25 protein-coding genes, 2 tRNA genes and 1 pseudogene are annotated in these 26169 nt (G+C 35.3%); 12 read left to right on the top strand and 16 right to left on the bottom strand.

What is annotated here, in order from left to right; translation table 11 throughout:
• Window positions 1-70: 70 nt before the first annotated feature.
• From P256_RS07885 to P256_RS07875, 3 genes are read right to left on the bottom strand one after another with little or no spacing between them, the layout of a single operon-like run.
• Window positions 71-3223, bottom strand: coding sequence for a site-specific integrase (locus tag P256_RS07885; RefSeq protein ID WP_023273156.1), 3153 nt, complete (start codon window positions 3221-3223; stop codon window positions 71-73).
• On the bottom strand, window positions 3207-5483 hold the full coding sequence (locus tag P256_RS07880) for a hypothetical protein (RefSeq protein WP_023273155.1): 2277 nt from the start codon (window positions 5481-5483) through the stop codon (window positions 3207-3209). Before P256_RS07880 ends, P256_RS07885 begins: the two co-directional genes overlap by 17 nt.
• Window positions 5483-6154, bottom strand: coding sequence for a hypothetical protein (locus tag P256_RS07875; RefSeq protein WP_023273154.1), 672 nt, complete (start codon window positions 6152-6154; stop codon window positions 5483-5485). The genes P256_RS07880 and P256_RS07875 overlap by 1 nt, the downstream gene beginning before the upstream one ends.
• Before the next feature lie 220 nt (window positions 6155-6374).
• On the opposite strand from P256_RS07875, the gene P256_RS07870 reads away from it, so the two are divergent.
• From P256_RS07870 to P256_RS07860, 3 genes are read left to right on the top strand one after another with little or no spacing between them, the layout of a single operon-like run.
• On the top strand, window positions 6375-6962 hold the full coding sequence (locus P256_RS07870) for a class I SAM-dependent methyltransferase (protein ID WP_023273153.1): 588 nt from the start codon (window positions 6375-6377) through the stop codon (window positions 6960-6962).
• A complete protein-coding gene (locus P256_RS07865; RefSeq protein ID WP_023273152.1) occupies window positions 6955-7962 on the top strand; it encodes an HNH endonuclease domain-containing protein in 1008 nt (335 codons plus the stop codon). Before P256_RS07870 ends, P256_RS07865 begins: the two co-directional genes overlap by 8 nt.
• Window positions 7963-7979: 17 nt before the next feature.
• Complete coding sequence (locus P256_RS07860; RefSeq protein WP_023273151.1) at window positions 7980-8993, top strand: competence protein CoiA family protein; 1014 nt, start codon at window positions 7980-7982, stop codon at window positions 8991-8993.
• A 131-nt stretch (window positions 8994-9124) separates the two neighbouring features.
• Here P256_RS07860 and P256_RS07855 read toward each other — a convergent pair whose 3' ends face one another.
• From P256_RS07855 to P256_RS07835, 5 genes are all read right to left on the bottom strand, one after another.
• The gene (locus P256_RS07855) at window positions 9125-9871 is read right to left on the bottom strand and encodes an ATP-binding protein (protein ID WP_023273150.1); all 747 of its coding nucleotides are present in this window, start codon (window positions 9869-9871) and stop codon (window positions 9125-9127) included.
• A 10-nt stretch (window positions 9872-9881) separates the two neighbouring features.
• Window positions 9882-10442, bottom strand: a complete 561-nt coding sequence (locus P256_RS07850; RefSeq protein WP_023273149.1) for a DUF1376 domain-containing protein — start codon at window positions 10440-10442, stop codon at window positions 9882-9884.
• A 72-nt stretch (window positions 10443-10514) separates the two neighbouring features.
• On the bottom strand, window positions 10515-10763 hold the full coding sequence (locus P256_RS07845; RefSeq protein ID WP_040331959.1) for a hypothetical protein: 249 nt from the start codon (window positions 10761-10763) through the stop codon (window positions 10515-10517).
• A complete protein-coding gene (locus P256_RS07840) occupies window positions 10757-11935 on the bottom strand; it encodes a tyrosine-type recombinase/integrase (protein WP_023273147.1) in 1179 nt (392 codons plus the stop codon). The genes P256_RS07845 and P256_RS07840 overlap by 7 nt, the downstream gene beginning before the upstream one ends.
• Before the next feature lie 21 nt (window positions 11936-11956).
• Window positions 11957-12166 carry a hypothetical protein gene (locus P256_RS07835; RefSeq protein ID WP_023273146.1) on the bottom strand — a complete coding sequence of 70 codons (210 nt, stop codon included), beginning with the start codon at window positions 12164-12166 and terminating at the stop codon, window positions 11957-11959.
• Between the two features lie 112 nt (window positions 12167-12278).
• Here P256_RS07835 and P256_RS07830 point away from each other — a divergent pair, with 112 nt between their 5' ends.
• On the top strand, window positions 12279-12506 hold the full coding sequence (locus tag P256_RS07830; protein WP_023273145.1) for a helix-turn-helix domain-containing protein: 228 nt from the start codon (window positions 12279-12281) through the stop codon (window positions 12504-12506).
• Window positions 12507-12992: 486 nt separating this feature from the next.
• Here the strand turns inward: P256_RS07830 and P256_RS07825 are convergent.
• Window positions 12993-13068 (bottom strand) — tRNA-Gly (locus P256_RS07825).
• Between the two features lie 42 nt (window positions 13069-13110).
• Window positions 13111-13186: transfer RNA gene (locus P256_RS07820), tRNA-Gly, on the bottom strand.
• Between the two features lie 194 nt (window positions 13187-13380).
• Between P256_RS07820 and P256_RS07815 the strand changes: the two genes are divergently transcribed.
• The 3 genes and pseudogenes from P256_RS07815 (at window position 13381) to P256_RS07805 (ending at window position 14591) form a co-directional block, all read left to right on the top strand.
• Window positions 13381-13695, top strand: coding sequence for a BolA family protein (locus P256_RS07815; protein WP_023273144.1), 315 nt, complete (start codon window positions 13381-13383; stop codon window positions 13693-13695).
• A gap of 21 nt (window positions 13696-13716) precedes the next feature.
• The gene (locus tag P256_RS07810; RefSeq protein WP_023273143.1) at window positions 13717-14109 is read left to right on the top strand and encodes a SirB2 family protein; all 393 of its coding nucleotides are present in this window, start codon (window positions 13717-13719) and stop codon (window positions 14107-14109) included.
• A gap of 97 nt (window positions 14110-14206) precedes the next feature.
• Window positions 14207-14591 (top strand): annotated as a pseudogene (locus tag P256_RS07805) (hypothetical protein).
• Window positions 14592-14644: 53 nt separating this feature from the next.
• On the opposite strand, the gene P256_RS07800 reads toward P256_RS07805, so the two are convergent.
• Both P256_RS07800 and P256_RS07795 read right to left on the bottom strand, forming a co-directional pair.
• Window positions 14645-15277 carry a DedA family protein gene (locus tag P256_RS07800; RefSeq protein WP_023273141.1) on the bottom strand — a complete coding sequence of 211 codons (633 nt, stop codon included), beginning with the start codon at window positions 15275-15277 and terminating at the stop codon, window positions 14645-14647.
• Window positions 15278-15410: 133 nt separating this feature from the next.
• Window positions 15411-15782: a hypothetical protein gene (locus tag P256_RS07795; protein ID WP_023273140.1), complete on the bottom strand. Its 372-nt coding sequence runs from the start codon at window positions 15780-15782 to the stop codon at window positions 15411-15413.
• A 152-nt stretch (window positions 15783-15934) separates the two neighbouring features.
• Between P256_RS07795 and P256_RS07790 the strand changes: the two genes are divergently transcribed.
• Window positions 15935-16633 carry an ion channel gene (locus tag P256_RS07790; protein ID WP_023273139.1) on the top strand — a complete coding sequence of 233 codons (699 nt, stop codon included), beginning with the start codon at window positions 15935-15937 and terminating at the stop codon, window positions 16631-16633.
• Window positions 16634-16685: 52 nt separating this feature from the next.
• On the opposite strand, the gene omp33-36 is transcribed toward P256_RS07790, so the two are convergent.
• The 3 genes from omp33-36 to P256_RS07775 form a co-directional block, all read right to left on the bottom strand.
• Window positions 16686-17594: a porin Omp33-36 gene (gene omp33-36 / locus P256_RS07785; RefSeq protein WP_023273138.1), complete on the bottom strand. Its 909-nt coding sequence runs from the start codon at window positions 17592-17594 to the stop codon at window positions 16686-16688.
• A 485-nt stretch (window positions 17595-18079) separates the two neighbouring features.
• On the bottom strand, window positions 18080-20911 hold the full coding sequence (uvrA, locus tag P256_RS07780; RefSeq protein WP_023273137.1) for an excinuclease ABC subunit UvrA: 2832 nt from the start codon (window positions 20909-20911) through the stop codon (window positions 18080-18082).
• A gap of 156 nt (window positions 20912-21067) precedes the next feature.
• Window positions 21068-21445 (bottom strand): hypothetical protein, encoded by a 378-nt coding sequence (locus P256_RS07775; protein WP_023273136.1) that lies wholly within the window; start codon window positions 21443-21445, stop codon window positions 21068-21070.
• A 224-nt stretch (window positions 21446-21669) separates the two neighbouring features.
• On the opposite strand from P256_RS07775, the gene P256_RS07770 reads away from it, so the two are divergent.
• Entirely contained in the window at window positions 21670-21954 is a 285-nt protein-coding gene (locus tag P256_RS07770; RefSeq protein WP_023273135.1) for a YciI family protein, read from the top strand.
• Between the two features lie 43 nt (window positions 21955-21997).
• On the opposite strand, the gene tenA is transcribed toward P256_RS07770, so the two are convergent.
• Window positions 21998-22666: a thiaminase II gene (gene tenA / locus P256_RS07765; RefSeq protein WP_023273134.1), complete on the bottom strand. Its 669-nt coding sequence runs from the start codon at window positions 22664-22666 to the stop codon at window positions 21998-22000.
• 158 nt (window positions 22667-22824) lie between these two features.
• Between tenA and P256_RS07760 the strand changes: the two genes are divergently transcribed.
• The 3 genes from P256_RS07760 (at window position 22825) to ssb (ending at window position 26054) form a co-directional block, all read left to right on the top strand.
• Window positions 22825-23889: a DUF475 domain-containing protein gene (locus tag P256_RS07760; RefSeq protein ID WP_023273133.1), complete on the top strand. Its 1065-nt coding sequence runs from the start codon at window positions 22825-22827 to the stop codon at window positions 23887-23889.
• A gap of 157 nt (window positions 23890-24046) precedes the next feature.
• Window positions 24047-25423 carry an MFS transporter gene (locus P256_RS07755; RefSeq protein WP_040331957.1) on the top strand — a complete coding sequence of 459 codons (1377 nt, stop codon included), beginning with the start codon at window positions 24047-24049 and terminating at the stop codon, window positions 25421-25423.
• A gap of 49 nt (window positions 25424-25472) precedes the next feature.
• The gene (gene ssb / locus P256_RS07750) at window positions 25473-26054 is read left to right on the top strand and encodes a single-stranded DNA-binding protein (protein WP_023273131.1); all 582 of its coding nucleotides are present in this window, start codon (window positions 25473-25475) and stop codon (window positions 26052-26054) included.
• Window positions 26055-26169: the final 115 nt, after the last annotated feature.

Genomic DNA, 26169 nt, shown 5'->3' with positions numbered 1-26169 from the left:
GTGAGTCATTGCGTACATAAATTACAAAGTCTAAGGATTTTTTATAGCTATTTCTTACATCAAACTCAGGTTAAATAGATCGTGGGTAACCAATACATGTTAAATGCAAACAAAATTTAAACGCAGCAAGAGCATGCCCATCTTTTATTGAATATAGTTGTAGACGAAGAAAATCCTCTTTAGTCGATGAGTGTTTGCTTGTTGCTGCTTTTGCTAATTTAAAAAGCTCAGGCTGTTTTTTTGCATCTAAATTTTTCTGTAAATCTTGCCCAAGTAAGTGCCAATATTTGGCAGGGAATAAATCTTTAATTTGGGAGTAAAAAGATTCGAGTTCGTTTATATCCTTCCAACGGTAATAAATACCAGTATGGGAAGCAGTTACTCGATTTAAAAATATGTTCAGAATAAACTCTATTTGTGCTGGATTGTTTCGAGCGACTTTCTGTAAGCTTTCAAAAAAATAATTTACAGCTTCTAGTTCTTCTTTAGTATCGACCATTGCCGGTTTTAAATGGGCTGAACTATTCAGACTAAATAAACGAAGATTCCCTTTTCTTGACTTAAGTTTTGCTAAGTTTTGTGCATTTGTATACCAATAATTTACTAGTTCTTTTGGTAAACACATAAGCTGAGAAGTACTTTTGGGGTCGTTCGTAATCTCCAGTGAATTAAGGGTCTTATAAAAGCGTTGAAGTGAAATTTTAGAATCTTCTGTTCCTGCAAAAAAATCAAAAAAGTTATGAGGCTTTTGTGTTTGTGCTGCTAGTTCGTTAAGAATATCAACCCCATTACTTTCTAGCCAGGCTGTTTGATCATTCAATAATTTCGTTGCTAAGAAGGTTTGGTTTTTTTCAAAATTAAAGAATTGATTATCTTTTGTTATTTTTAAATTTTTAAATGTTGCATTGTAGCCCATAATTTTTTTCGCCAGCTCATTACTCATATCTGGATAGTATTTAAGAAGTTTTTGCCCCCCAATCAGATAACCTAAATGAATGTAACTTTTGAAAGTTTCGATAGGTTCTATATGACCTAGCAGATGCGCGATGATGAACCAATGATTTTGACCATATTGATTTTGAAGTAGCTCATGTCGAATTTTTTGATACTCATCTACGCTATAGTCTGTCAGCTCCTTTACAAGCGGTGCATATTCGCAATTGAGTAAAAGTGATAAGTGATTTGCTGCGGTGTGGCGAAAAGAGTGAAATGAGTAATGATGTTCTTTAAAAATTTGATTAAAAAACTGTTTCAACGGAGCAGTGACTGTATGTTTATTCAACTTTTTATTTTCATTAAAATTACTGAATAAGTATGAATTTTTCTTATTTTCTAAGCGCTTCTCAACAACATAATTATGAAAAAACGTGTATTCATCTGATTTGAGTAAAACATACGTTGGCACAATTCTTTCCGCACTGTCTGTCTTAAGTAGATGCTGATTCCCTTGTTTTTTTGAGCCGTACGGTTGAATCCATATGGAAAGTTGCTCTAAGCCTTCGATATCTTTAACACGTAGTCCTAGAATTTCATTAATACGCATCCCTGTACGATATGCCAAAATATAAATTATTTTCAATAATTTATAATAATGCTCTGAAATAAATTTATCATGTAAAAGGTGATCTAATTTCTTTAATATTACTTGGAATGTCGCGTGGCTAACAATCCGTGCACGTGGCCTGCTTTGTGAAGCAATAAATTCAAGCTCAAAATCCTCTGCTTGAAAAACAATTTGTTGGAATGTATGAAAACGTTTCAACATACGAATGGTTTGGTCTTTAGACTTTTTAAATTCGGGTTGATTTGCTTCATCAGCGAGTCGTGTGTTGCTAATCATTTGCTGATAGATATTAGTTAAAAGATCATTAATGTTATTGTCAGTCTCACTGTACTGTAAAGCATGGGTTAAAAAAGGCTCTGCGATACGTGTGTAATATGTATAAATTGAACTATCTGCTAGTTTTTGATTATCTTTAAATGACTTAAGATAATTTACCGTCTCAAAGTTAAATGCAATTGCAAGTTCTGCTATATGCTCTGGTTTTGGTCGATAGAGACTGATCAACCATAAAATAATACGTTTTGAATATTCATTAAACTGAGTTTGGTGTATCAGAGAAAAATCAATAATGAGCTCGAAAATCGGTTGTTCTGTCGTTGAAGTTCGAATCAGGTTGAGTAAGTTTTTATGGATAAAGAGTACATTCGAAATAGCCTCTGATGGATTAGAGTCAGGTAGCCTAGTAGTAGGTGTGGATGATAGATTTTGTTCGGGCTCATCCACTAACTTGGTTTGAAACTTTGGAAAAGCAAATTTTTCAAACTCATGTTCGGATAAACCACAGCTGAGAGTCTTTTCTAATAAACATTGTGATAAGGCAGGGTCAATGTCCGCATTTTTAAGTTGTAGCCAGTTAAAGTTAGAGTAATCACGTAGAAATTTAAATGTCTTATTTGTGTATGGGTGTTTAATTTTTTGGAAAATGAGCTCTAGATAATCATCTACATCTAGAGTAACTTTACGAATTTGTCTGGTATTAAAATGAATGAGCCAAAGTCTTGTGAGCTGGTCTGGGATAAAATTACGTGATTTTCGAATTGTTTTTTCATCTATAAATAGATCGCCATAACTTTGTGAAAGTGGTTCTAAAAAAATGATATTTAAGTCACAAATTGTTTGAATTTTTTCTGGATTTTTTAAATGGACTAATAGGGAATTTAATGCTGCTGTTTGAGTGAGTCCACCATATAACATTGAACAAAAAAGAATATTGCCAATAATTTCATCATTAGAAAAGGCAAAACTATCTTGAGCTAGAATCCAATAGTCCCATAATTTTTCAATGATGACATCAATTTCATGACCAGCTTGCATCCAATCTAATGTAAAAATTGGCTCTTCACGCTTCATATCAAAAGTTAGATGAGGCAGTGGCAAGTCCTGATGGTGACTTTTATTTAGGTTTTTGATATATGTTCTAAAAAATTCATGTGCATATTTTTTCCAAACCAAACTTGGTGCTTTACGCTTAATGAAATCATAAATTGCAGGGTAAAATTGTATTAAGTTATTTTTACTTAAGAAATTTTGTTGCTCAAAATATTTTTGAAGTTCATTTTCAACATCAGCTCGTATATTTTTCTCTAACTCATTTCTTTTTAATAGACGTCGCTCTTCAGCATAGTATTTTTTTGAGTTTTTTCTATTGAGTGATAACATGTAGTTCAACCCCACTAATTTTAAAGTGATCTTTCATTTGTTCTAAAACATTGGAAATTCTAGAAAATTGAGAGAGTGGTAAACTTGAAAAAGGATGTGCAGCCTCTTGTTGCATTGCTTCATGTCCAAATAGCGCTAAAATTTCAGGCTCATCAACTTTATTGGTTAAAAAAGCCCGTGCTGTGTGGCGATGCCAGTTTGCATGTTCAAAACCGAATTCAGGGTTAAATGTTTTAACTACTGAAGGACTCAATGGCACCCATTCATCATTTTGGATGATACCAAGTAAAGGTAATTTACTTGTTTTGATTTGCTCTATGACATCAACTAAGTACGAATGATCCATCATCATGTGAATCGAAAAATATTCTAAAAATTTCAATAATTTTTTAAGCTCTTCAACTAAAAATGGGCAAAGTGGAACGAGGCGTCCGAATCCATTTCTTCCACCAACTTCTTTGTCTGAAACCATTAAAATTTGACGGTTTAGATTAAAGTTTTTAAGAAAACCTGGAAATTCAGAAACAGGACGTGCTGCTGTAAAAAGAAGTAGTGTATGCCACATCCAAATGTTGTAATTGTTGAAAATTGAAATAAACTCATCTTCTGCTGGTGAAAAAATATTAAATTTTAATACAGAAAAAACCTCTGTAATGATCTGTGGTTTCGGAGCCTTGCGGCTGCCAAAATTGAATGTTGGATCAGGTGGTGAAATATTTACAGCACTTTCATATTTATTCGTTACATCTGCACAGATTGATTTTAAAGTATCGAGATATTGTGTATGTAACGTTGGGATATTTTGATGACAATAAGAGAGAGATGACGACTGATTTGCATCAATCCCTGTGATTAGATCTGCGAATTGCTTGTTCCCCGTTTGTGAAAGAACTGTATGGTGTAGTAGTGAACTTACCTTTATGACCGATAGTTTTGGAATCAGTAGCTCTTGTCTTATTTTACCTAAGTATTTCTGTATATCATCAAAATTAACTGAGTTTATCTCACGTAGATCTGAAATAAAGATATTAGGTATAGGAATATCTAAATAGATGGTGTGGTTAAGAAGACTCTTAGAATACTCAAAATCTCGGTTCTCAAATATATTAAATTTACTGCTCAAGAAAAATTGATTAGTTTTATAGACTAACTTTTGTCGAGAATTTAAGTTTTTAGCTCGTTTGCTTTGCATATATAGCCATTCATTCACGCTATTTCCTGTTAAGAATGCGAGCATTAAAATTAGGGCACTTTTATTTTTTTTGGCAAAATAGTCTGCATGAAGTTTTTTTAATAGATGGCTTATGCTAGATGGATTCGGAAAAAGACTACTCGATGTGAATAGATGTTCTTTACGTTGAATGTGTTTTGCTACAAGTGGTAAAACATAGCTTTGGCTTGTTTCGGAGTATGTGGCGAGTGGCGTAACGCTGATTGGATCAACAACTATTTGTCGATGACTAGGCTCATCAATTAAGTTTTCTATATTGAGTGCCTTAGATTTTGTCCCTTTTTTTATTTCTATACTTTCTTCGATGAGTTGATCTTCATCTAAAAATTGATGTTGGAGTTTAGTATCGATACTTGTACGTGCAATTTTGGCTTTATTTTTTAAAACATAGTTGAATGTAATACGAATATCGTTAATCAGATTTTTATCAAAATCAGGTAGTTCATTTGAACCTAGATCTATTAGTTTTTTAACAAATTCTTCTAAGCTTAGCCTTTGGTCTCCTAGGTACATATTCCAAAAACGTTGATATGCTTTGGCATTATTATATATTTTTTCAGTATCTAATATCCTATTTGCACTTCTAAAACGCTGAAACAAACGTTTTATTGTATTCACGTGTTCTGTGTGCGCTTGTTTAAAAAGATCAGGTTTCAGTTCAGGAAGCGCAATTAAATAAATTGCTGCTTTTACAATTATAATATTCCAATTGTATGCACGAGCTTGGAAGTCCTGCAATTGCACAATTGAGTTGACGTATGACGTGACCGGAAGGTCACTAATTGTAATTTTCTTAGAAAAAGAGATGATGGATGGTTTTTTGAGATTTGGGAGAAACTCTACATCAACGTCAAAATAATCGAGATTTAAATCTATTAAAAAATTATGATCAGGCTCTGATAACAATAGTTGAATTACATAGTTGATATGTTCTGCTCGTTGAACTTGCTCATCACCGAATAATTTTTCAATCGTTTTTTTGAGTGAAATGGCAGATGGATCAACATAATTATTTAAATTATGGGTCATTATGATCTCCAAATTTTTTCAGTATTTAGACTTGTATTAGGGTGATCAATAAGCTCTTTTACACAGCTGCTATTGAGTGATAATTCATTTAAAACATGTGTGCGCTGTTGATTAATTTTTTTAATTCGTTGATTGAGTTGATTGCGAGAACATTGAAGTAGTTGAGCAAGCAATTCTAAACTCATTTGGCTGTGTGGTTTTTGCGATTTTTCTTTATTTAGTTTAAGAATAGTCTGAAATGAAATGTGTGCATTTATTAGTCTTTGTAACTTTATTGGATTGATCTGGTTGATATCAAACCTAAAGCTTGAGATAAAATGAATAAACTCATCACTTGAAATTTGCTTTAATTGCTCAATTTTGTTGTGGGATTTGGGGTATGGGTACACAAGTAAAGTGACATCAGCTGGAGGGTTTTTGCTAAAACATAAATACCAATGCATTGAATTTGCAATGAGATAGCCGGTGGTATCTTTGTCTTTCCATACTATTAGTTTTTGGTTTTGTATTACTTGCGAAATATTTGCTTGTAATCCTTTATAGAGCTCAAGAAAGCAGTAAAAAATGCCATTAAATGTTGGATGAATACTCAAGTTAATTTTATCAAAATTTTTGCAATCGGATTCTTTATACATACCGAATTCAGTACTAAAATTGATAACGTTGCTCATCATGAGCACCCCGCAAATAAAAAATTACAGCAAAGAAGAAATAACGCTACATGTTGTTTTTAGCGCTTTTAGAAAGAAGAAACAATATAAAATTATCATAGATAATCAATGATTTACAATTAATATACAGTGTGATACACAAATCTGCATAAACTGATTTTTAGTAGACTGCTGTGTAAACCCTTGGTTTTTAGTAGAGCTAAAAGGAGTTAAATCAATCATGAGTACAGAATCAAATTATTATAATGAACATGCACAGGCTTTTTTTGACAATACCTATGATATTGAAATGAAGAATCTTTATATTCCATTTCTTCTTCATCTAACAGATGGTGCTGTAATTTTAGATTTAGGATGTGGTTCTGGTCGAGATATTTTAGCATTTAAGAGTCTAGGCTACCAAGTTGCAGCCATCGATTATTCTATTGAGCTTGTGAAAAAAGCAAGGGAGCTGACTGGTATTTATGTTCGCCATGAAAGTTTTTATGAGTTGGATGAAAATGCTAAGTATGATGGGGTTTGGGCATGTGCATCATTACTACATTGCGAACGTTATCGTCTTAGAGAAGTTATTGGAAAGTTGATTCAGGCACTTAAACCTTTGGGTGTGTTGTATATGTCATTTAAGTATGGCAATACAGATCGTGAAAAAAATGGTCGAACGTTTACAGACTTAGATGAAGATTATGCACAGGAGTTGTTAGGTCAATTTACCAATGTAGAGCTTTTAAGGCAGTGGGTGACGTTAGATCAAAGGTCAGATCATCAAGAAAAATGGCTTAATCTACTTTGGAAAAAACATGGATAATCGTATTCCTACCCCTCAAGAGCAATTAAAATTTCTGAAAAATATTCAACTTATTTTACAATCGGGTAGCTTTAGTAGCACGTATAAGTTTGCACTTTTGATGAGTCTTAGTCGATTGGCCATCGAAAGAGGAGAAGATTCTAGTGAGTGTTTATCATTAGAATATACAGATATTGCAGAGAAGTTTATTGAGTTGTATTGGAAGCAAGCAGTACCATATGCCTTTAATCATGAAGATCAACTCATTTTGAATCAGAACAATGGTAAGCAAGCTGCTATTGTCAATCGAATCCTTCAGTTTAGACAAAATTATTCATCTCTTGGGTTATTGAGACGAGACTCAATAGTATGGTTAAGATTACTGAAAGATGTTGCAAAAACTGTAAAAGATATGCCAGTTCGATATTTACAAAACCTTAATGGTAAAAATTTTGAGTTTTTATATCAGCTTGATCGATGTGGAAAACAACTAAATCTTTTACCAAATGTTATGTATTGCTTAAGACAGTTTAATGAAGTGATCGAAGAGTTATGTCAGAAACGTTGGATCGACTATATTCGTAAAAATAGTATAAATGCACCTATTCTGAATCAACTACCAAACCTTGAGAAATTTATGTTTGAGCCGAGTAGAAATCAATTAAATGCCGTTTCAAATGTATTGGCTGAGTTACAAGAGTGCAGATGTTTTTACTGTAATAAGCCAATAAAGAAAGGGAGTTATGCTGTAGATCATTTTATTCCATGGTCAATGTATCCTTCGGATACAGGGCATAATTTTGTACTTGCAGATATACGTTGTAATTCTAAAAAAAGTAATTTACTTGCATCGAATGAGTTTTTGCATAAGTGGAAAGAGCGGAATCACGAACACGATTTAATGATTATAGACCGTATAGCTATACTTGGCTTTCTCACTGACAAAGAGCGGTCACATAAGGTTGCTGAGTGGGCGTATAGCCAAGGGAAGGAAAATAATTATTTGATGTGGAAGGGTTAAGTTTATAGGTGAGAAAAATGGCACGTTATCAATACGCAAAAAATGAACATGGTGAAATTGTCAAAGCAGTTGATTTAGTTGGCCGAGAAGAAAGAATAGACTACCTTTGCTTGGGTTGTGATAATCCATTAATTGCTAAGGTAAATGGAAAAATTAAAAAACCACATTTTGCCCATAAAACTCTATTAGAGTGTAATGGTGAAACGTATTTACATCGGTTGGGTAAAAGCGCTTTTTTTGAGACCTATCAAAAATGTTTAGCTGATAATACGCCATTTTATATTACTTTTAATGTGCCTAAAAAGTGCCACAAATTTAAAAGAATCATTCGTAAGCATTGTGAGTTAGGATATACAGAGAAATGCTTTGATTTAACAAGCTACTTTTCTAAAATACAAGTTGAAAAAAGGCATGACTCTTTTATTCCAGACATATTACTGACTCGCCAAATGAACATTGAAGATAGTATCTATATTGAAATAGCAGTCACTCATTTTTTAAGTGAAAAAAAGGAAAGCTCAGGTCAGCGAATTATTGAAATACCATTGGATTGTGAGGAAGACGTTGAAAAAATCTATAAGGCAGACTTAAAACAAAATGATGCTCTTTTTATTGGGTTTAATCAAGAAAGTGCACCCATTGTAGATGCTGACTGCAAGTGTATGAACAAAAGGTATTTTTTGTTTATCGTTTGGGATTCAGGAAAGGCGTGGTTAGGCTTAGAATATTTGTCTGATATTAAAGCTAAGCTATCAAAATATAAAGATAAAATTGAATATAGCAATATTATTGAAACAGATCTAAAATTTGAAAATTCAAATGTGTTAATGGGGTATGCACATGGAGATATGTTTATGACTCAACTACAACTGGCGGTTGAGAAAAGGGTTCCAGTCAAGAGTTGTTTTTTGTGTAAGTATAGTGGTGATAATTACAATTATAGCGATGGTTTACCTGTATTTTGCAAAACCTATCGAAAAGCCTGTGGCTCTAATCAAGCAGCCGAATGTGATCGGTATCGTTTAACCTAGTGTGAAGAGAAATTATAAATTATGATTTACTTGATGGAAAATAAATTTGCGTCTAGAAGAATTTAGTTTAAATTTAAACTGACAGTCACCATTAAAAAATGGGTAACTGTCAGCTCAAATCTGAGCTAGTACTAGTCTATTAATCTTTGATCATCCCAATAACAAGGAATAACAATCAAGTTGTTCTCATGAAGGCGTGACCAAAGTCTAATCCCTAAATTTTGTTGCATTTTTTGTAATGTGAAATTGGAAATAAGCATTGTAGGTTTCATATTGTCATAACGACTATATAAAACTTTATGGACCATCTCTAGTCTCTTTTCATGTCTATCATGCAAGCCATACTCGTCAATTACCAGTAAATCAAAGCTAGTAAAGTGATGGATGAGTTCACTTTCAGAACGTGATGGATCAGACCACGTGTCCATCAGTTTTTGAGAAATTTCAGCACTTGTGTAATAACGTGCAGACTTCATGCTGTTATGTAAAATATTACGAATGATAGATGCACTTAAATGTGTTTTACCTGTACCAGGTGTACCAACAAGTAATAGATTTGGAGATAGACCAGAAATAATTTGTTGGGCAAATGCTTGGCATAATTTTATGGCATTTTCTTGTGATGGAGAAGTGATATCAAAACTCTTAAATCCACAATTTTGATAACGTTGTGTTAGCCCAGAGTTTTTAATTTTCTGTTTTGATAGACGTTGTTTCAACTCCTGTTCATAAATCAAATGTGCTTCTTCAAGTGTTTCTTTCGCACATTCTTTACAGATCCGTATTCCTGCAATTTCGACTATAGGTTTATCATGGATTGGGCAAAAAGCCTCTGTTTCTACTGATTTAGTTTGGAGTATTTCAAACATTGTATTCATGGTGATGCTCCTAAATCCATTTTGAGTTTTCTAACAAAGTGTTCTGATTTTCTTCAAACTTTGAAGATGAAGATGAAGATGAAGATGAAGATGAAGATGAAGATGAAGATGAAGATGAAGGGTATTGCTTGGGCTTAGTTTGAGTAATACTTAAGCTCTGCTCGTTCGATACTTGAGTATTGCTAGAGATTTGCTTATTTAATACTTGAGCATTGCTTGTGGATTTCCCCCATCTTGCTTGAGCTGCATTTTTAGCTTTATCTGATTTCATTTGTTGATTCTGTAAAGCCTGATTTTTTAAATCTGTTAAAAATACTGAATTAATTTGATCATTACTAACTTCAAATAATTTGAGTGTGACAAGCATTTGCAGTAGAGCTTTTGCTCGAGTACGTTGTGATAATTTTGTAATACTACAGACAGTTGCTAAATCATGAGGAATTGCACCATTTTTCCAAAAATCCATCATTAATAATAATGTTGCACCAACTTGCTCTGACGTCATGCGTGCGAATTTAGCCTGTAAATCACCAATGTAAATTGGCATCCAAATTGAAATTTTATGATTCATTATTTTCACCTTTCAGAAGGTATAAGGGGGGAAGATCACCTTAGAGTCGATGACCTTATGTATTTTTGAAAATTAAGCAACGAGGCTAGAGAGTCTTAGTCGTGCATATTGAGAGAGATCAGTTAAGTCAACTTGTTCATTATCAATCAGGCTTTGAACCCAAAGACGTAAGACTTGGTGATCATCAAAACAACGATTAATATTGAGTAAAAAAGCTAAATTATAGAGCTTAGGGATATGCCATTCCTGAATCAATTCACGTGCAACAGCATCGGCTTCTGCACTGACAACGACACCACCAAAGAAAGATTTATTCATAATTCAACCCCTTCTTGATTTAGGTTGTTGAGCATGTCTTCAAAAGCACTGCCATCTCTTCGTGTTACATTCGGGATATATCTGCTATAAACTCGAAATAACATTTCAGTCGTTGAGTGGCCAAGTTGTTGTGCGATCCATTCAGGGTTTTCACCTGCAGAAAGCCATAGCGTTGCTGCAGTATGTCTAGTTTGATAGGCTCTACGAGGTTTTAAGCCTAAGTGACGTAACAAAGGATGCCAAACACGCTTATTAACCAAGCGGTAATCTAAGGGATCACCTTTTCGATTACAAAATACAAATGCAGATCTAGATTTGCTTAAGTCTTTTTGCTTTAAGAAAGCATCATATACGCGATCGCTCATGTTTATTGTTCGATTAGAGCCATAAGTTTTTGTTTCTCCTAAAACCCCATTTACAAGCGCTTCACGTATATGAATTTCACGTCGTTGTAAATCTACATTTTTCCACTGTAGGCCATCTATTTCGCTTGTGCGCATACCCGTAAAAAATCGAATTGTGTAGTACGGTTTAAAATCTTCACGAACAACCTTAAGTATTGAAAATACTTCTTCTAATGAGAAAGGAGTGACTTCAATCCTATTTTCTTTAAGATTGTTAATATTCTTGTACGGTGAGTCAAAACTATATCGCTCAGCCGCATCATTTAGTATCATACGTAAAGGTGTCATGATTTGATTGATCCGTGATGCTTTCAGACTTGTTTGAGCTTTTCCGTGAGTCACTTTGCCGAGAGAGGCACGGAAGTTCAACAGGTCTGATTTCTTAATCTTAGAGGTTACTTGATTGCCAAAAGCTGGAATTAAGTAGTTCCTCATTACGATTAAAACCTTCTGTTGATAAGATGTTCTCCATTCAATTTGTTTTTGTTTAAACCATAGTTCACAGAAATCTTTAAATAATGGCACATTTGTTTGTACCGATATTTGTTGATGCTTTTTTTTCTTGAATTCTTCTATACGCTTACTTTTAGGGAAATATTTTTCATAATCAAAAGTTCCCAAAGTAATCTCTGCCTCGAGCTGTTCAAGACGTTTCTTTAGAATTCTACGGTTATATGTACTATCTTCTAGGTTGGTCGTTTCTCTACAGCGAATACCCATGTAACGAAAGTCGGCAATGAGCTTTCCACTGCGTTCACGTATTGTTGCCATATTAAAATCCTCATAAAAGTATTATTGCAATGCACCCATACTTAAGCCTGTAAGCTTTAACATTTCTGTCTCGATACGCTCCCATACAAAAAGAATTTTACGACCACCAAAAGGGCGGATGTAGTGAACACCTTCGATGAATACGCTGTCTTTTAGTTGGTTACGAATAGTTCTAGCATCATATTGAATTTTTTCAGACAACTGCTGGGTTGTAAGGTAAGTGTATGACATAATAAAGCCTTATAATATTTACTAGGAAAGTAGGAATATTTATTCCATAAACGTAATTTATCATATTTTTACGATCTTTCAAGTATTTTTTATTATTTAAATAGGAAAAAATATGATTAATTCAAACTTGGCAGTTTTGCTAGCAGAACGTAAATTAAAAGTTGCTGATCTGGTACGTAGTACAGGTATCAATAAATCCACATTGCATAAGCTTTATAATGATGAGTCTGTACGCATTGATTTTGATACAATTGATAAAATATGTATTGCACTAGATGTTGAAATTGGTGACTTATTGATATTCAACAATACTAATAAATATAAAGAGACTAAAGAGTGATCGGATCTAGAGCTATTGTAGAAGTTTGATTTTAAACATGTCTGTGAACACTTAATAGGTATGCTGTTAGTAATTTAGAGCGTGAAAAAATCAAAAATACTGGCTATTTAGGTTTTGTTAATAATTATGTGGTCACCATTGATTTTTCATTTAAATATATATTAAACAACAACTTAAAAATTTATTTGGTCACAAATGGTCACATAGAAAATGTATTTGGTCACAATCTATTTGTAGCAGACTTTATTGTATTTACGTTAATATTATTTGCTGATTATTTTTGTATATAAATTAAGCTATTTTAAAGTCGTTTAAGGTTATTTCCAAGGTGTGGGCACTAAATGGTCACATCTTGGTCACAACCTCAGTGTTATACTTTAAATGATATAGGGTGTGGCTGAAAATAAAAATAGGCGAACCGCCTTAAAAGTTGATATAAATCAACAAGAAAAAAGCCCCTATCTTTCGATGAGGGCTTTTAGAATTTGGAGCGGAAAAGGAGACTCGAACTCCCGACCCCAACCTTGGCAAGGTTATGCTCTACCAACTGAGCTATTTCCGCATATTGAGTAGTTTTTACTAAAACTTTCACTAAAAAATAAACTGGAGCGGAAAAGGAGACTCGAACTCCCGACCCCAACCTTGGCAAGGTTATGCTCTACCAACTGAGCTATTTCCGCGTGAGATGTATAATACCTGAAATGTTATTTGAATCAATAAAAAAAAGAAGAAAATCGTTTTGATTGAGTAAAATAAAATCAAAATGAAATATTTAGCTGTAAAAATATACAGTTTGGATAAATAAATTACTCACATCTACAAGATTATATTATGGTTATAATAAAAGTATATTTTAGATAGTGTATAGAATCGCATGAATTTACAGCAACAGTTAATGGAACGTCTAGATACTTTAAATCCAAGTCATTTAGAAATTATTAATGAATCTGCCAATCATGGTGGCTACTATCCAGGGAAAGAGTCTCACTTTAAAGTAATTATTGTTAGTCAAATTTTTCAAGGTATGCGTGCAGTCCAAAGACATCAAAAAGTCTATGGAGCTGTGCAAAGCCTACTCGCTGCCGGTGGTGGTGGTATTCATGCTTTAGCACTTCATACATATAGTGAAGGTGATTGGGATGGGCATTTTCCTAATAGTCCCGAATGTGCACATGCTCCAAAAAATTAAATAAAAGTAGGTTGTAGGCAAATGACTTTATTCACATTACTGAAAATACTACATGGCGTTGCGATTTGTATTCTTTTAATTACTTTGGTAATTCAGACAATTATTCTTTTTAAGAATAAAGACGTAGATGTTGCGCATTTGAAAAGTAGAAAAATGCTTTTAATTGCACAGCATAGTACATTTAGCATTTTTTTAATCACAGGTGGTTGGTTGCTTTATTTAAAATCATTTAATGTACAAAGTTGGTTTTATGCAAAAGTAATTTTATTTATTGTGCTCTTGTCTTCTGTCATTAAAGCTTTCAAAAAAGCTGAAAATATATTACTGGTGCAACGTCGAGGAGGAATCATTATTGCTTGGATTGCATTCGTTGCGATACTTACTTTAGTTACAATTAAGCCAAATTTATTTTAGTAAGCTATTACAAATTAAAATTGTTATCCCTATAAAAAAAGCCAAAAATACAAGTAAGTTATTTTTGGCTGATAAAAACAACAAAAGGATAATTGATATGCACTTATTGAAAGTTTTCTTTCCATGTTTTGCTATTTTAAGCTTAACAGCGTGTAGTAGTTTGCCTGTTAAACCTGCTTATGTCTCTCCAACACAGTATCAGAGCTTTAACTGTATGCAGTTACAAGCTGAATATAATAGGATTCAACAGTACTTGGTACAGGGTGTAGAAACACCTAAAAGAACAGGTATGGGGGTTGGGTTAGGACTGGGGGGGGGGCTGGGGAAGAGGAGGATGGGGTTTTGGTCCTTCTATCTCATTTAACTTGGGACAATTTTCCAATACAAAACGCACAGAGATATCACAGCTATTAGGGCAACAAGATGCAATGGCGCAAGCTGCTAAATTTAAAAATTGTCCAATGCAAATTGTAAAAAGGTAGTATGGTTTTCCCCTCCAAATCGAATATCTATGAAATGGAGGGGAATGAGTAGTTTATTGTTTTGATTTAATTTTATTATGGATAAATTCAAAAATAGCAGGTAAAATACTTAGTATAATAATACCAATAATTACATGAGAAAAATTATCTTTGATAATGGGTATATTGCCGAATAAGTAGCCCAATGTGACCAAAGAGCTAATCCATAAAAGCGCACCAACAATATTAAAAAATAAGAAGTGACGATAGTTCATATCACCTGCACCTGCAATGAATGGCGCAAATGTACGAATAAATGGAAGGAATCGAGCAAAAATTATGGTTTTACCACCATGTCTTTGGAAGAAATCATGTGTTTTTAGGAGGTGTTCTTTTTTTACAAATTTTGAATCCATTTCAAAAACACGAGGACCAATATATTTTCCAATATGGTAATTCACCGTATCCCCCAAAATCGCAGCTACAGATAAAACAGCAATTAACGTAATGGGCTCCATCACACCTGTAGATGCTGCTAATGCACCAGCCGCAAGTAATAAACTATCACCAGGTAGAAATGGCATGACAACAAGCCCTGTTTCTACAAAGATGATCATAAATAAAATAGCATAAATCCAACGACCATATTGATGAATGAAATCGAGTAAATGTTGGTCTATGTGGAGGATGAAGTTAATAATGTCCATATGTCGTAAGAAGTTATAATATCGCTAAAATGCTAACAGTCTATGTCGCTAAAGTCAGTAACAAAAGTCTATATTTTTATAGGCTGTTTTAGCATTCTCTAAAATATAGAAATAATCTTCTAACGATTAAAGTTTATTTGGAGTAATTTTCACTATTAATTGTCATATGCCATGCCCCATTTTGTTGGTATGGTGGTTTGTTTACATTAAATGTAGTAGAGAAGTCTCCAGTACCAACTTGAATTTTTTGATTATTAATTTGGCTAATTGGTGCGCTTATATTAGATTGTGAGCTGCTCTGTTCAAAAGTGTTTGCTGTCTTATTTTCAGTTTGATATGCACTGCTATATTTAAATGTACCGTTACGGTCAACAACAATTTCACTATGTGGCGCTTTCCAGTGTCCAATGAAGTTTTCTTGTCCTTTTAAAATACTATTGGTCTGGGCACAGGCGATAAGTGGAATACTACAGCTCAATAAAATAATCGTGCGATATAATTTCATAAGAATACCTTTTGAAACGAAAAAAATAGTGATTCATAGATATATTATATTTAGCATATTTAAAAAAGAGGATGATATTAAAAGCGTAAACCTCTATTCGCTTTACGTATTTATTTTAATATATTTGTTAAATAATAAGGCTATTTCCCATTATGGCATTTTCTCCTTTAAAACGATTTATAAAGCATTGGAAACAATTGCCATCTGCATGGTTGTTGGTATTTCAACTTATTATTTTAATGATGACTTTTCTACCAGTAGACCATTTATATTATCAATTGGTGATGTGGGGGAGTGGTGTACTTGCATTGCTGCTTATAGCAAGAGTAATTAAGCAGACAGCTTCTTTTCATACATTAGGTAAGCTATTTATTGGTGGTGCTGTTCTATGCCTTATTTTAATGATGGTTGGAGGGTACAACATATATTTACAGGTTGGGGCACATATATTTGAAATAGGGGCATATATTTCTGCGGCATACAGCTTACTAAGATATATGTTTGCAGATCGCTATTTAACAAAGGATGAGCTTTTTGCCGCTGGTGCTGTATTTACATTACTCGCTTGGGCTTTTGCATACGCTTATAATATTTGTCAGCTTTTAGTGCCGAACAGTTTTAGTAATTCTATACATCCAACAAGTATCCAATCTTGGTTAGACATTTTATTTTTTAGTTTTAGTTTGCAGTCTGCAACGGGACTCTCTAATTTATTGCCTCTTGCACCTGCTGTAAAGGTATTGTCCATTTTACAGATGTTTGTTGGTGTGATGTACTTGGCGACGATTGTTTCACGTTTAATCGCGCTACAGTACATTCATAAGGCATCAGTACCTGAAAGTGAAGAATAATAAAAAAAGGACTCAATTTGAGTCCTTTTTGGTGTATCAATCTAATGCTAGATTAGAAACGGATACGTGTGTTTAAACCAATTGTTTGAGCATCATCAGTTTCATTATCTTTAGCATTTGCTTTAGTGTAAGTAGCACCTACAGAAATAGCTGGTGTAATGAAGTAGTTTACGTTACCACCCCAAATATGGTCAGTACCTGATTTGAACGCAGATGTATCTGCATAGTTTGCACCAACGCTAAGTTGTGGCGTTAGGTATAGATCAGTTGCTAAACCATAAGCTGCGCTACCATGTACAAAAATACTGTCTACTTCAAAACCAACAGCCATATTTGTGTTGTCGATGTTACCTACGTATTTTGCACGTGCGGTAACAGCATCAGTTTTATAGCGAGCATTTGCAGTTGCAGCTTCATTACGTGCAGTTAATACACCGTTGTTAAATGCTTTGAAGTTATCTAAAGAATAAGCATTTGTTACGTTTGTATAACCTACAGCAACTAAGAAGTTGTTTGTTGGTAGAGCACCAACTTCTAATGCGTAACGATCACCGTGGTCTTTATCTTTATCGCCTTGGTATTTCGATGTTACATCTGTATGGTTGTATGAAACACTTCCGTACACAGGTACAGGAATGTATGAAGTTTCATAATATCCTTCAGCTTTTGCGCCATAAGACTGAGTCTTATCGCTTGTAGAAAAGTTATTAAACTCTTTTTGACGATCGAAATGATAGCCTAATTTTACATTAGATGCTTTGTTTAAAAACGCAGCTTCAGCTAGAGGGCCTTTAGAAGCGTCTACATCTTTGAAGTAGAATGTACCTTGAGCATCGCCAGTATAAGTATCTTCAGCCCCATGTTGTTTAAGGAATTCAGATTGACCTTGTAGCTCTACTTGGTAGGCATGAGCGCCGGTCATGGCTAAGAGAACCGCTGTTGCTAAACCGATTTTTTTCATAATAAATGTCCAAAGTTATCTATGTAGATAATGGTATTTATTCTATTGTTACAAAATATTTAGTCAATGATCTTATTGACGTGATTTTAGATTATGTTGATAGAAAAAAAATATAATCTTTATATTTTAGAATAATAATATTTCTAATTGGTAGAAAAAAATAATTATTTAACAATATGATAAAAATTATACTGTAAGTTTTGGTGAAAGTAATTTGATCAATAGTTGAGCTAATTTTACATTTTTATTTTTATGTAATCGATTGTTAATTTTTTGAAATTTTGATTAAATTATATACTTTTTTCGAGTTCAAGCGTTACATTATTACCTAGTTTTATGACAAATAAAATAATTATAAAACATTTTTTAATGGAGTTTTTCTGAGGATTGATGCACTTAAAACTATATAAAATGAATATGAGGTTTAGCTTAGGGAGGCTATTGCGTTAGCTATAATGGCTAACGCAATAAAGTAGATTTTCGTTTTATTGAAGCATTGATTTTAAGAATTTACCTGTATGAGATGCTGTAACCTGAGCAACTTCTTCAGGTGTACCTTCTGCAATAATTTGACCACCACCTGAACCACCTTCAGGACCAAGGTCGACAACCCAGTCAGCAGTTTTAATAACATCTAGGTTATGCTCAATCACTACAATGGTATTACCTTTACTGCGTAGCTCATACAAAATATCGAGCAGTTTTGCAATATCATGGAAGTGTAGACCCGTTGTTGGCTCGTCAAGCACATATAGGGTTTGTCCTGTATCTCGTTTTGCAAGTTCTCTTGCTAGTTTGACACGTTGTGCCTCACCACCCGAAAGTGTCGTTGCAGCTTGACCAAGACGGATATAACCAAGACCAACTTGTGTTAGTGTTTCTAAACGGCGGTGAATAACAGGAATTGCACTAAAAAACTCGGCCGCATCTTCAACGGTCATTTCTAAGACATCAGAAATATTTTTACCTTTATAACCTACTTCTAACGTTTCTCTGTTGTAACGTTTCCCATGACACGCATCGCACGGAACGTACATATCGGGAAGAAAGTGCATTGCGACTTTGATCATGCCATCACCTTCGCATGCTTCACAGCGTCCACCTTTGACGTTAAAAGAAAAGCGACCCGCAGCATAACCACGTGCTTTTGCCTCAGGAGTTTGTGCAAAGAGCTCACGAATTGGCGTAAATAAACCTGTATACGTTGCAGGGTTAGAGCGAGGTGTACGTCCAATAGGGCTCTGATCAATATCAACCACTTTATCTAGATATTGTAAGCCATTAATTGAATCAAACTTTTCAGGTGTAAGTGTTGTTGCACCATTGAGTTGTGTTGCAGCTAATGGCAGTAATGTACGGTTAATCAGCGTTGACTTACCTGAGCCTGAAACGCCTGTAACACAGGTCATAATACCAAGTGGAATTTTGAGGTCCACATTTTTTAAATTGTGACCACGTGCACCCATAAGTTGAATCATTTTTTCAGGGTCACTCGGTTTAAGGCGCTCTTTAGGCACTTCAATTTTTAGCTTACCTGCCAAGTATTGCCCTGTTAAAGAGTTTTTATTTTTCGCGAGCTGCTTAGCTGTACCCTCTGCAATGACATGTCCACCATGTACGCCTGCACCTGGGCCAATATCAATAATATGGTCAGCTTCACGAATAGCATCTTCATCATGTTCGACCACTAAAACAGTATTTCCTAAATCTCTTAGGCGAATAAGTGTTTGTAATAGGCGGTCGTTATCGCGTTGGTGTAAACCGATGGAAGGTTCGTCAAGTACATACATCACACCCATAAGGCCTGCGCCAATCTGTGATGCAAGACGAATACGTTGTGCTTCGCCACCAGAGAGTGTTTCTGCAGAGCGTGAAAGGCTTAAATAGTTGAGTCCGACACTAACAAGAAAGTGTAAGCGCTCACGAATCTCTTTAAAAATCTTATCTGCAATTTCGCCTTTGGCACCTATCAGGTTCAAGTCTTGATAGTAGTTTTCGGCATCGCCAATCGACATTTGTGTAATGTTGGCAATGGTTTTATCTTTGACACGAACATGACGTGCAATTTCATTTAGACGAGAGCCATCACATACATCACAGGCCGCATTTGAAAGGTATTGAGCTAAGTCATCGCGTACGTAGTTGCTTTCTGTTTCACGGTAACGGCGTTCAAGATGTGGCAGAATTCCTTCAAAGACCTGAACACGGTTGTGGTGACGACCACGTTCATCGGTATAGCTCATGTCAATTTTTTCACGACCTGTGCCCTGAAGAAACTTTTTCTGTACCTCTTTACTTAGAAACTGCCATGGCTGTTCAAGATCAAACTCAAAATGAGCAGCCACTTTTTGTAGCATGGCATAGTAGTAAGGTTTTTGACGATCCCAACCACGAATTGCTCCTTGGCTAATCGAAAGCTCAGGGTTTGGAATAAGTTTTTCTTGGCTAAAGTGACTGCGTGTTCCTAAACCATCACATACAGGACAAGCACCAAATGGATTGTTAAATGAGAATAGGCGAGGCTCTAACTCTCCAACAGCACGGTCACATTCAGGACATGAGTGTTTTGCAGAAAATACACGATCGGGCTGTTCGCCTTTCATCCAAGAAAGTATGGCAATGTCACCTCCCAAACGTAGTGCAGTTTCAAAAGACTCCGCAATACGATTACCTAAATCATCTCGGACTTTAAAGCGATCGACCACGACCTCAATGGTATGTTTTTTCTTTTTATCGAGTGTAGGAGGTGTATCAATATCAATAATTTCACCATCTACACGGGCACGGACAAACCCTTGACCTTGTAGCTGTTCAAAAAGTTGGGTGTATTCACCTTTGCGTTCACGAACAACAGGCGCAAGTAACATGAGCGCCGTACCTTCTTCAAGCACTTTGACAGCATCTACCATTTCAGAGATGGTCTGTGCCACCATAGGAAGGTCATGCTCTGGGCAATATGGCGTACCGACACGTGCATAAAGGAGTCGCAAATAGTCGTAGATTTCAGTAATTGTACCGACTGTAGAGCGTGGATTGTGGCTTGTCGATTTTTGTTCAATCGCAATTGCAGGGCTCAGTCCTTCAATCGAATCGACTTCAGGTTTTTCCATTTGTGATAGGAACTGGCGAGCATAGGCAGAAAGGGATTCTACATAGCGACGTTGCCCTTCGGCATACAGAGTATCAAATGCTAAGGAAGATTTTCCTGAGCCTGATAACCCCGTAATGACCACAAATTTATCGCGTGGAATATCGAGTGACACATTTTTTAAGTTATGTGTGCGTGCACCTCGGATACGGATATGACTTTGGCTCATAAACAGGAGAATCCTAAATTTTGATAAATAATAGCTTTAAGTAGTGTATATCAATATGCCTGAAATTTGGGCTTATCACTACGTGATGAATTGTTAATTATTATCATACTATGAATTCAAAAAATGAATGATTCTCCTTGATATAAATCAATTACTTTAGCAGGCGATATTTAATTCTCTTTCAAAGATAGATTCGATATTTTCAAATATATGTTTACGAGGATTTTTTTGTTCTTTAAAAGCATAGTGAATAATCTCTTGTTCGAGAGAGGATAAAAATTGCTCATACTTTTTTTCAAAATGTACGATGTCAAGTAAGTCGAAGCGACTAGAATGATTGCAGTTATAGCGCGATATAAAATCGAGCATCATGTTTTGGATATTTTTATTGGTAAAGTAAATGAGATAGGTGGCTGCTGAGCCGCAATGTAGACAGCCCTTATTGATATAAATTTCTTCATTTTCTAACCAGCATTGGCGTAAAGTTACCATTGCTCTGAGAGCTTCACTACCTTGAGAATGTTGTTGTTTCATAGGATTTATAGTCTGCTACTTATTTAATAATGATTATCATTACATATTTTATTTTAAAGGTCTAGCTGAAATTATTTATCCAGCTTTTAATAATTTTATATTTAATTAACATTAACTTAGGTTTATATTTTAATTTAATTAATGCTTTGTCGGTTTTTTTAATAACTACTGAGTAAATCATGTTAGTATCTGAAAAGTAGCTAAAATAAAAATGGATATATACGGTGTTTATTGTCAATTTAAAATATACAAAACCTTTAGATGAAGTGGATAATTATTTAGAAGGTCATATTGCGTGGTTATTACAACATTTTGAACAAGAAGACTTTATTGCCGCAGGTAGAAAAGTACCGAGAACAGGTGGAGTTATTCTTGTAAAGTCGATGGCAAAAGAACAAATTGAAGATATATTGAAACAAGACCCTTTTCAAGCCATTGCAGATTATGAGCTGATTGAAGTTGAGTTTTCACGTGCATTAGGTGGGTTTGACAACCTCATTTCTGCGTAGAAACTTGAGAGAAAGCCATTTTATAAAAATGGCTTTCTCGCTTTTAATCTAAACCGAGCCATTGGCGTTGATGGTAAGCACTGTCCCAGAATAACCATTCTAATTCAGCACCACGACGATATGCTTGATGCATTTTTTCGAGTGTTCGTTCATCTGCTTGAGCAGCAACATCGTTAACTGTGGCAATAATATTGTTCACAGCCGTATTAAATTCTTCCCCTGCATAGGTATCAATCCATGCTTGGTACGGATTATTTTCTTGGCTATGCTGCACAATTTCTTTCCCAATTTCGGCATAAATCCAAAAACAAGGCAGCAGAGAGGCAAGCACTACAGGGTAACTTTCAGACCATGCTGTTGCTGTGAGGAAAGATGTATAGTGATGGCAAGCCAGAGTAAGCGGTGTTTGCTCAAACTGTTCTTTAGTAATACCAAATTGAGTCATAAAGTCGCTATGTAAGCTACGCTCAACAATAATTGCAACTTTTGCACCTTCTGAAAATTGAATTACATCATCTGCTTCAAATGCTTTTGCCGCAGCGACAGCAAGAGCTCTTCCATATGCTAGAAGATAGTGTGAGTCTTGAATAATATAATGCTGAAAAATTTCGGGTTTTAATGTGCCCGATGCAAGTTCTTGATTAAAAGGGTGGTTTTGAATTTTCCCATATAATTCAAGATTTTTTTGCCACAACTGATGTGTAAATGTCATTGGTGAATCCAAAAAATTATGGTGTAGTGTATATTCTTGCAAAGTCATCTTATGCGAGACAAATTAAAAAAAGGTATAATAATTAAATTATTATTTCACTATATTACAGTTCATTTTATGTTGGAAGCGAGTGGCTTCTAATATGTATAGGTCAGTTCATGAAGCATTTTCGGGTTTCTATTTTTTTTACATTCGTATGCTTAGTTGTTGCCGCATATTGGGGATATTCTCATGGCCCAAATGCAGGAATAGAAGCCATGCTCAATGCGGTCATGATTACAGCAGTGCTTGCAGTGATGGAGGTTTCTCTTTCATTTGATAATGCCGTGGTGAATGCATCAATCTTGCGGACTTGGAATCATTTTTGGAAGATGCTTTTTTTAACTGTTGGGATGATCGTTGCCGTATTTGGTATGCGCTTGGTTTTCCCGATCGTGATCGTTGCTGTCACTGCAGATATGAGTATGTATGATGTGACTCAATTGGCTTTGAATAATCCTACTGAATATTCAGCACGGTTAATGGCACATCATCCTGAGATTTCAGCTTTTGGGGGCGCATTTTTACTTTTGGTGTTTTTAAACTTTTTCTTTGATGAGGGAAAAGAGACCCATTGGTTTCAATGGTTAGAGCAAAAGCTTACACATTTAGCAGGTGTGCCTGCAATGTCTGTATTTATAACGCTTATTTCGCTTTTAATTATGTCTCATTATGTTGCAGATGATATTCGACTTGCTGTTGTTATGTCTGGCATTTGGGGTATCGTGGTTTATGTTGGTGTACAACTACTTGGTCATTTGCTTGGTGGAGAGCCTGAAATTGATGCATCTGAAGCAACTGAGAGTAAAGCGGGCTCAGGTCTTGTAAAAGCAGGGATTGGTGGATTTTTATATTTAGAAGTTCTAGATGCCTCATTTAGTTTTGATGGTGTGATTGGGGCATTCGCAATTACTACAGACGTGGTCATTATTATGCTAGGTCTTGCCATTGGGGCGATGTTTGTACGTGCACTTACCATTTATTTTGTAGATAAAGGGACCCTTGAGTCATATATTTATTTAGAGCATGGTGCCCATTATGCCATTGGTGCATTGGCAGTCATTATGTTTATGACAGGTGCGGGCATGCATGTTCCTGAGGTCGCAACAGGACTCATTGGTATTGCTTTTATTATTTGGTCAGTCATTGCTTCTCGTCGCTATAGCCGACAACATTCAAAATAGTTATTAACACAATTAGAAATTAGATTAAGTCAATTTTCAGGAAATTGTATAGAATATAGGGGAAAACGTAGATGTTTTCCTCTTTTTTAAATATATAGACAGCCAATGTGCCATCTTATAATGCCTCTGAAAGACATAACCCACTGATAGAATGAATATGATGAATGCTTTAGAACGCCGTTCAACCTTTGCTTTAAGTAGTATTTTTGCACTTCGTATGCTCGGGTTGTTTATGATTATTCCTGTATTTGCTGTGGAGGGACAATCGTATGAATACGCGACGCCAGCGCTCATTGGTTTAGCAGTGGGGGTATATGGTTTATCTCAATCTATTTTACAAATTCCATTTAGCTTATGGGCAGACCGTTTTAGCCGTAAACCTTTAGTCGTTTTAGGCTTATTACTTTTTGCAATTGGTGGTGCTGTTGCTGCAATGTCACATACAATTTATGGTGTGATTATTGGTCGTGCCATTGCTGGAGGTGGTGCAGTATCGGCTGTTGTTATGGCACTGCTTGCAGATGTAACTCGTGAAGAGCATCGTACTAAAGCCATGGCTGCGATGGGTATGAGTATTGGGCTTTCTTTTGTTGTTGCATTTAGTATAGGTCCTTGGTTGACAGGTCTTGTGGGTATTTCAGGGTTATTCTGGGTAACTGCAATTATGGGTGTCTTGGCAATCTTTACGTTACTTTTGGTTCCAAAAACAACACGTCATCACCGTAATTTTCAGCAGGGTTATTTGCATCAGCTTAAACAAGTACTGCAAATGCCAGATTTAAATCGATTGCATGTATCCATTTTCTCGTTACATCTGTTGCTCACAGCAATGTTTATTTATGTGCCTTCACAGCTTATTCAGTATGCAGGTATTCCTTTAGCAAAACATGGCTTGGTGTATCTGCCATTATTGCTCCTTGGTATCATCTTCTCATTCCCAAGTATTATCTTGGCAGAAAAATATCGCAAAATGCGTGGAATTTTTCTTACAGCGATTGTTGGTGTTATTTTAGGGTTGGTTGTTTTAACCTTTGGAGCAACATCAAAATATCTTTTACTGCTTGGTTTAGGGCTGTTCTTTGTTGCATTCAATGTCATGGAGGCATTGCTTCCTTCATGGTTGTCTAAATCTGCTCCAATTCAGTCAAAAGCAACAGCTATGGGTGTGAATGCAAGTGCGCAGTTTTTAGGTGCTTTTGTGGGAGGTACACTTGGTGGGCAGTTATTAACATTACATAGTACATCGACAGGTTGGGCAATCTTAACAGCCATAGCTATACTTTGGTGTATTATTGGCTTTGGTTTAAAACAACCTCGTTATTTATCATCTTTGATTATACGGTTACCTGAAGAAGATAGTGCGGAACAGACAACACAGGGTTTAACAACAGAGTTGTTAGAAATAAAAGGTGTTGAAGAAGTTGTAATCATGTCTGAGCAAAAAGTTGCTTATGTGAAGCTAGATAAGAAGGTTATTGATGAAGATGGGCGACAGCGTTTAACGCAGTTGTTTGGGAAAGAGCTAGTTATTTAGGTATAATTCTTATAAAGTGAACCTTAGAAAGATATAGGAAGCAGTAGAAATGCGTGGTGTAAATAAAGTTATTCTTGTCGGTACATTGGGGCGTGATCCTGAAACAAAAAGTTTCCCAAATGGTGGGTCTATTACTCAGTTCTCTATTGCAACAAGTGAAAACTGGGTAGATAAAAATACAGGTGAAAGAAAAGAAAATACAGAATGGCACCGTATTGTTTTAAATAACCGTCTTGGTGAAATTGCACAGCAATATTTGCGTAAGGGTTCAAAAGTATACATTGAAGGCTCTTTGCGTACACGTCAGTGGACTGACCAAAATGGTCAAGAGCGTTACACGACGGAAATCCGTGGTGATCAAATGCAAATGTTAGATTCTCGCCAAATGGGTGATCAGGCTCAGAACTTTGGTGGTGACCAAGGTGGATATGGACAGCCGCGTTTTAACCAACAGCCACAGCAACAAAATAGTGGTGGTTATGGAAACCAAGGTGCTGCTCCACAAAATACAGGCTATAACTCTAATGGTTTTGCTGGACAAAATGGTGGTGGTCAAGGGAATGGAATGCAAAAGCCTCAGCAACCTGCATCGCCTGCACCAAATGACTTAGATGATGATCTACCGTTTTGACACATACTGGAGATGTAGTTTTATAAAGCTTATAGAAGAGAATCTAATAAAATTAGGTTCTCTTTTTTTTAATATAAATATGGTCGTATGTAGGTTCTTAAGCAAGATTATAAAT

The sequence above is a fragment of the Acinetobacter nectaris CIP 110549 genome (genome assembly GCF_000488215.1).
Classification (GTDB): Bacteria; Pseudomonadota; Gammaproteobacteria; order Pseudomonadales; family Moraxellaceae; genus Acinetobacter; species Acinetobacter nectaris.
This window is presented reverse-complemented; position numbering and strand designations above follow the sequence as displayed.

Coding starts and splice junctions, on each gene's coding strand:
- P256_RS07885 (WP_023273156.1), bottom strand. CDS start 3,223: ATGTTATCACTCAATAGAAAAAACTCAAAAAAATACTATGCTGAAGAG.
- P256_RS07880 (WP_023273155.1), bottom strand. CDS start 5,483: ATGACCCATAATTTAAATAATTATGTTGATCCATCTGCCATTTCACTC.
- P256_RS07875 (WP_023273154.1), bottom strand. CDS start 6,154: ATGAGCAACGTTATCAATTTTAGTACTGAATTCGGTATGTATAAAGAA.
- P256_RS07870 (WP_023273153.1), top strand. CDS start 6,375: ATGAGTACAGAATCAAATTATTATAATGAACATGCACAGGCTTTTTTT.
- P256_RS07865 (WP_023273152.1), top strand. CDS start 6,955: ATGGATAATCGTATTCCTACCCCTCAAGAGCAATTAAAATTTCTGAAA.
- P256_RS07860 (WP_023273151.1), top strand. CDS start 7,980: ATGGCACGTTATCAATACGCAAAAAATGAACATGGTGAAATTGTCAAA.
- P256_RS07855 (WP_023273150.1), bottom strand. CDS start 9,871: ATGAATACAATGTTTGAAATACTCCAAACTAAATCAGTAGAAACAGAG.
- P256_RS07850 (WP_023273149.1), bottom strand. CDS start 10,442: ATGAATCATAAAATTTCAATTTGGATGCCAATTTACATTGGTGATTTA.
- P256_RS07840 (WP_023273147.1), bottom strand. CDS start 11,935: ATGGCAACAATACGTGAACGCAGTGGAAAGCTCATTGCCGACTTTCGT.
- P256_RS07835 (WP_023273146.1), bottom strand. CDS start 12,166: ATGTCATACACTTACCTTACAACCCAGCAGTTGTCTGAAAAAATTCAA.
- P256_RS07830 (WP_023273145.1), top strand. CDS start 12,279: ATGATTAATTCAAACTTGGCAGTTTTGCTAGCAGAACGTAAATTAAAA.
- P256_RS07815 (WP_023273144.1), top strand. CDS start 13,381: ATGAATTTACAGCAACAGTTAATGGAACGTCTAGATACTTTAAATCCA.
- P256_RS07810 (WP_023273143.1), top strand. CDS start 13,717: ATGACTTTATTCACATTACTGAAAATACTACATGGCGTTGCGATTTGT.
- P256_RS07800 (WP_023273141.1), bottom strand. CDS start 15,277: ATGGACATTATTAACTTCATCCTCCACATAGACCAACATTTACTCGAT.
- P256_RS07795 (WP_023273140.1), bottom strand. CDS start 15,782: ATGAAATTATATCGCACGATTATTTTATTGAGCTGTAGTATTCCACTT.
- P256_RS07790 (WP_023273139.1), top strand. CDS start 15,935: ATGGCATTTTCTCCTTTAAAACGATTTATAAAGCATTGGAAACAATTG.
- omp33-36 (WP_023273138.1), bottom strand. CDS start 17,594: ATGAAAAAAATCGGTTTAGCAACAGCGGTTCTCTTAGCCATGACCGGC.
- uvrA (WP_023273137.1), bottom strand. CDS start 20,911: ATGAGCCAAAGTCATATCCGTATCCGAGGTGCACGCACACATAACTTA.
- P256_RS07775 (WP_023273136.1), bottom strand. CDS start 21,445: ATGAAACAACAACATTCTCAAGGTAGTGAAGCTCTCAGAGCAATGGTA.
- tenA (WP_023273134.1), bottom strand. CDS start 22,666: ATGACATTTACACATCAGTTGTGGCAAAAAAATCTTGAATTATATGGG.
- P256_RS07760 (WP_023273133.1), top strand. CDS start 22,825: ATGAAGCATTTTCGGGTTTCTATTTTTTTTACATTCGTATGCTTAGTT.
- P256_RS07755 (WP_040331957.1), top strand. CDS start 24,047: ATGATGAATGCTTTAGAACGCCGTTCAACCTTTGCTTTAAGTAGTATT.
- ssb (WP_023273131.1), top strand. CDS start 25,473: ATGCGTGGTGTAAATAAAGTTATTCTTGTCGGTACATTGGGGCGTGAT.